Origin of the sequence: Arthrobacter sp. TB 26, assembly GCF_000427315.1 — a bacterium.
In the GTDB taxonomy this organism is placed as follows: Bacteria; Actinomycetota; Actinomycetes; order Actinomycetales; family Micrococcaceae; genus Arthrobacter.
In genome coordinates this window covers 1-5307 of record NZ_AUPJ01000334.1, presented here as the reverse complement: position 1 = coordinate 5307, position 5307 = coordinate 1, and the positions used below count along the sequence as shown (strand labels likewise).

6 protein-coding genes are annotated in these 5307 nt (G+C 67.7%); 1 reads left to right on the top strand and 5 read right to left on the bottom strand.

Annotation, left to right across the window (positions count from 1 at the left end):
• The 3 genes from K789_RS0112815 to K789_RS0112805 all read right to left on the bottom strand — a co-directional run.
• Nucleotides 1-1526 (bottom strand): DUF5671 domain-containing protein (locus K789_RS0112815; protein WP_024367096.1); only part of this gene is annotated, 1526 nt, incomplete at its 3' end.
• Entirely contained in the window at nucleotides 1526-2053 is a 528-nt protein-coding gene (locus tag K789_RS0112810; protein ID WP_024367095.1) for a hypothetical protein, read from the bottom strand. The genes K789_RS0112810 and K789_RS0112815, both read right to left, overlap by 1 nt.
• Before the next feature lie 42 nt (nucleotides 2054-2095).
• Complete coding sequence (locus tag K789_RS0112805; RefSeq protein ID WP_024367094.1) at nucleotides 2096-2752, bottom strand: DedA family protein; 657 nt, start codon at nucleotides 2750-2752, stop codon at nucleotides 2096-2098.
• Between the two features lie 167 nt (nucleotides 2753-2919).
• On the opposite strand from K789_RS0112805, the gene K789_RS0112800 reads away from it, so the two are divergent.
• On the top strand, nucleotides 2920-4350 hold the full coding sequence (locus K789_RS0112800) for a DUF5129 domain-containing protein (protein ID WP_306376559.1): 1431 nt from the start codon (nucleotides 2920-2922) through the stop codon (nucleotides 4348-4350).
• Between the two features lie 6 nt (nucleotides 4351-4356).
• Here the strand turns inward: K789_RS0112800 and K789_RS0112795 are convergent, their stop codons facing one another.
• Together K789_RS0112795 and K789_RS0112790 are read right to left on the bottom strand one after the other, a co-directional pair.
• Entirely contained in the window at nucleotides 4357-4548 is a 192-nt protein-coding gene (locus tag K789_RS0112795) for a DUF1918 domain-containing protein (protein ID WP_024367092.1), read from the bottom strand.
• 60 nt (nucleotides 4549-4608) lie between these two features.
• The coding region (locus tag K789_RS0112790) for a serine hydrolase (protein WP_024367091.1) at nucleotides 4609-5307 on the bottom strand (699 nt) is incomplete at its 5' end.

Here is a 5307-nt window from a genome sequence, read left to right as displayed (position 1 = left end):
CGTCTCCACACGGTGACGCCGGCGCCGGTGACGTCCTCGATGACCCGGTGCAGCGGTGCCGGGTCGGCGCCGGTCACCAGGACGACGTGCCCGATGGTCCGTTTCCGGGCGGGGCCCGCCGCCGCGAGGACGGCACGCTCGTGGCGCCATACGGCGAAATGGTAGCCAGCGACAAGGCCGGTTGCCACGAGCAATCCGAGCGGGGCCCGGATCCTGTCCACGAGGCTGCCGCCGGAAATGTCTCCGAGATAGAACTCGAACATCCGGTACCCGATAACCAGCAGGGTGATGACGGCAACCACGGCGCTGAGCCCGAACACGACGATCAGGTAGACCCGCCGGGAGTTCAGCCACGTCCCGGAGTCGCCGGCGGGACGTGGCGTCACCACGGGTTCCCGGTCGAGCGGTTTCCACGTGAGCCACCAGACCGGGCCTCCGACCAGGAGCGAACTGATGCCGCCGAGCAGGAGCGTGCGCGTCCCGGAGCCCGCCAGCGGGGTCGCTGCCATGGCGAGGGCAGCATTGACGATGACGCCGATCCCGGAGGCCGCGGCAACCAGGGCGACGCCGGAAGTCACCAGCCTGCTTCCCTGCCGGATGGTTTCCGAACTCCCACGCGCCAGCCCCCGGTGGTACACCCAGACGAGTGAGCCGACGGCTGCGGCGGCGATGGCCGGCGCCAGCGGCTCAAGCATCAGGTCCATCGATTCAATGCGGTCGAAGGCGAGCCGGAGCAAGACGAACAACGCAACTCCGGCACCGCCGAGGGTCAGCACTCCGGCGCCCAGGACGCCGACGGCGATGAGCGCGACGCTGGCGAGTCCCGTGCGCAGCAGCCGGCCGCCGTCGTGCTTCCAGTGCCACCACCAGACCAGGCCGCCGCCCACGGCCCAGACGAGTGACTGCAGCACGGAAACCCACCAGGGCTTGCCCACCGTCGCCGCTGCCGTGGCACCCCGGAGGGCGGCGTCCAGGAGGGTGGACAGGGCCCCTACAGCGCCGCTGACTCCTATCACCAGACCGATGTAGGTACCGAGCACCGTGGGTACATCGGTCAAGTCCAGCGGACGCTTGCGGGGGTGCCGCCACATCCACCGGTGCCAGACCCAGACGGCCGCCCACACCAGCCCGGTGGCCAGCGACTGGCGCCACTGCAGCGACTGGCCGCCGATCAGCGTGGTCAGCGTACTCAGCAGGTTGCTCGTCGCCAGGATGAGCGAAAGCACATAGGCGCCGGTCAAATACAGGCCCCAGCCGACGGATACCCGTTCTGCTTCATCGCCCAGGCGCCGCCAGACAACCCACCAGAGGAGCGCGGCGAGCGGCCCGCCAATCAGGGTGAAGGCCAGCGAGCGCGCCAGCCCCGCCACGTCCCCCGTGGCCAGCTCCGTGCCCGCCACCAGGAGCCGTCCCAGCAGTCCGCTGAGTCCGACGGCGGCGACCACCACGAGGGCGAACAGCAGCAGGTAGGTGATCAGGCGGCGGACGGTCCGCTGGGCCGAGCCCACGACGGATTCGGCGCTCATCACTTCACCGCCGTGTTCTGGCACACGGTCAGTTGCCACGGAGCCCTGTCGATCAGCCACTTGTCCCCTGTTTTGACGAGGTCAAAGCCATCCTCCATCTGGTACTCGGCGCTTCCGAACGGCCCGCCGCCCTCCGAGACGGTGATCAGCACCTTGACGTCCGCGGAGGCCGGGCGTTCGGTCGTTGAGACCAGCGTGACGCGGAGGTTGTCCGCAGCCATCCGTTCGATGGTGCTGCTGCAGCGGGCCTTGGCGGCGTCAGTCAGGTAGGTGGCCGCGGCGGCCTCGTCCCCGGCGATCACGGCAGCGGAATACCGCTGGACCACCCCGGCGGGGGTTGCCTCGTCCACCGTCGCCGGCTGTCCGCGGGTGAACACCACAATGAGGGCGACGATCACCAGCACGGCTATGGCGGCAAGTATGGCCAGCAGGGTCCGGTCCGGCCGGTGCGGTTCCGCAGCTGGCCCTGTTCCCTGCGCGGCCGCTACCGGTTTGCTTGACTCGGGTTCGTTCGCCTCTGGACTCATGCCGCCAGTATGCAGCAGGCAGGGCTCGCCGTCATGGTGTCTTTAGGCCCCACTCCGCCCTGACCTGCGGTTTCGCCGCCGTCGGACACCCCTGACGATCAGCCAGCCGACGACGGCGGCCAGGGCGGCGTAGACGGCAAAGTTGAGGAATCGGGAGTATTCGTCGATGAGCCGGTACTGTGCCCCGAGCAGAGCCCCCAGCCCGATCAGCAGCGCGTTCCAGATGCCGCTCCCCGCGACCGTGAACGCGCTGAACGTGCCGAGATGCATCCGATCGGCACCGGCGGGCAATGAGATCAGGCTGCGCACTCCCGGCAGCAGCCTGCCGAAGAAGACCGCTGACCTGCCGTGGCGGCTGAACCAGCGGGCGGCCTTTTCAAAGTCTTCGCGGTCCATCAGCGGGAGCCTCGACAGCCAGCGGATCGACCGCTCCAGCCCCAGCCGCGCACCGAGCCAATAGAGCAGCAGCGCCCCGAGATAGGCACCCAGCGTGCTGGTGACCAGCACCAGGGCCATGTTCATGGTCCCCTGCCGGGTGAGGAACCCGGCCAGGGGAAGGATGACCTCGCTGGGAATGGGCGGGAAGACCGTCTCCGCCAGGGTGAAGAGCCCAACACCCCACTCGCCGAGCGCGTCGACGGCTCTCGCGGCAAGACCGACCAGGCCGCTCATCTCGTCGACGGGGGTGGTCGATGTCATGGCTGTCCCGGCCGTTCGGGGTCCTCGAACACTGCAGCATTCCCCTTCCGCGTCATTCGTGGCCAGCCTAACCGAAACCCCCGGCGCCCGGGGCGGCAAGGTCCGTCGACGCCGCCCGCGGCAGGCACTACGCTCGGGAAATGGGAATCGTGCGGAAAGTCGTTGGCGTGCTCACTCTTGTACTGATCGGGCTGGCGGGTACCGGGCCGGCGGCGCTGGCCGTCACGCCGGCAGACATTGTGGTGGAGGACCGGGCGGGGGTCCTGGACCGGAACACCCTCCTGCCGGCGGTGCAGGCAATCGAGTTCTACCAGCCCACCAAGGTGGCCGTCTACACGTACAACGGCTCGTCGTCGGACAACCTGAATGAGGAGGTCCTGCGTTTTGCCCGATCCGAGCATCCGGAATGGATCAGCGGGGATGGCCAGAAATGGGCGAACGGGCTCTTCATCTTCGCCCTGGACCCGGTGGGCCGGCATGTGGGCACGTACATGGGTGAGGATCGGAAGGTCTCGCCGGAACAGCGCGAGGACATCCAGAACGCCTCCAAGGACCTCCTTCGCGATGCCCAGTGGACGGAAGGCACCGTTGCCGGCATCAAGCGCGGGGCGGAACTGATCAACCAGCCGTGGTACCGGTCCACGGCGTTCCTCGTCACCGCCTGGACCGCTGTGGCGGTCGCCGTCGCAGGCGTCGCGGCGCGGCTGATCGTGCGCTGGCGGACGAGGGTCAGTTGCCGCAAGGAACTGGCCCGCGGCGACGCCAGCTACTCCAGCGTCAGCATGGATCTCCAGGTCACCGAGCTCAACGCCAGCACCATCCCGGACGCCTCCCGCTATGGCAGCACTGTGCTGGAGAAGCACCGGACCTTTATGGCGAAGTACAACACCGCCACCGGTCTCTCCAACCGGGTCCATGCCCTGTCCCCCAAGGATCTGGGCAAGCGGCCAAACCTGCGGCTGGTCCGGAGCTACGCCGACGCCGCCGCAGAACTGGACGCCCTCGACGACGTCATCGCCGACACCAACGCCCTGCTCAACCGGGGCTCCGCCTGGGCCCCTGCCTGGGACCGGCAACTCGCTCCCTTCCGCGCCGACCTCGCCGCGATCGAACAGATGCTCAGCAGGCGCCACGCCGAGGGTGACTCCGCGACCGCGGCGGCCCTGCGCTCCTTCCGGGACGAAAGCCACCGCGACATCGAACAGTGGACCGCGGAACTCGCGGAGGGCACCATCACGCCGGAGACAGCCCTTGACCGGCTGCGTGATGCGCGCACCCACCTGTCCGAGCTGCTCAAGAACCACGCCGATACCGTCATTGCAGGCTTCGCCAAAAACGAGAAGGAAGCCGGGCTCATGCGCAAGGACATGGAGAGCGCGCAGGCCGGAAGCAAGGACAAGTTCGGGCGCACGTATGAGCCCAGCATCCTGGGCACCGTGTATCCGGCGTACTACTTCTTCTCCGTGCCCACCTTCAATTCCGGTTTCAATACCGGGGTCAGCAGCGTCGGCAGTGCCCGGGGCGGCGGCGGCAGCACGACCGGCTACGGCGGGAGCGGCGGGAGCTTCTCCGGCTCCGGGAGTTCATCGAGCTTCTAGCGGGGGTCAGTCGGTCTTGCTGCGTTCGACGACGAAATCCCCGCCGGGGAACAGGATGGTCTCGTGGCCGTCGTCGAACCTGACGTGGTAGGGCGGGGCACCGTCTGCCCCTTTGACCTCCAGGATTTCCCCGTGCCGGTCCGATGACTCGACCGTGTGGCCTCGGATGATGATGCGGTCTCCCTGGGCTGCTTTCATGGCATTCACCTCCCTACTCCAGCCTACGGTTGTGTGTCCTTCGGGGGAACGGACGCTTCGTCAGAAGAGCCCGGCGGTGACGGTCCCGGTGAGCTGGTGGATAACGCGGGTCCGGGCCGCCATGTCCGACATATCCCGGCCAAGCGTGTAAACCACAAACACGTAGGCCCGCTCCCCCTGCACCAGAATGCTCGCGTCGTGCAGGTATCCGTTCAGCAGGCCGTACTTGTGGAAGACGGTGACCCCGGGAGGTACGGCAGCGGGGATGAGCACTTCGTAGTTGGTTTTCTGCATGTAGGACAGCAGCTGACGGGTGTTCTCGGCGTTGAGCAGCCGTCCGCTGTAGAGCTCGGTCAGCGTACGTGCCATCTCCGCCGGAGTCAGGGTGTTGAGCGACCGGTCGTAGGGGATGCCGATCGAGGCGGCATAGTTGGTCAGTCCCCGGTAGCCGACCGCGGACAGGATCAGGGCCCACGATTCGTTGTTGCTTTGCTGGACCATCTGCCGGATCTGCTGGCCCGCGGTCGACGCCCCCATCGGTGTCCCGAGCGAGGCCTTGCCCGTTTCCACCAGATGGTAGTAAGCCGCGGCGGCGAGGATTTTCCCGGTACTCGCGGCCACGAACTTGGTCGTCACGCCATATTCGTGGACCATGCCGTCCTCCACGTCGATCAGGGCCACGCCCACCCGGTAGCCGCTGTTCGCCTGGATGACGGCATTGATTTCCGCGTCCAGCGCCGCCCCGATGGCGGGCTCGGG

What these genes read in the sequence shown, in the direction of transcription:
- K789_RS0112795 (WP_024367092.1), bottom strand. Translation starts at nt 4,548, where the DNA reads ATGAAAGCAGCCCAGGGAGACCGCATCATCATCCGAGGCCACACGGTC.
- K789_RS0112805 (WP_024367094.1), bottom strand. Translation starts at nt 2,752, where the DNA reads ATGACATCGACCACCCCCGTCGACGAGATGAGCGGCCTGGTCGGTCTT.
- K789_RS0112810 (WP_024367095.1), bottom strand. Translation starts at nt 2,053, where the DNA reads ATGAGTCCAGAGGCGAACGAACCCGAGTCAAGCAAACCGGTAGCGGCC.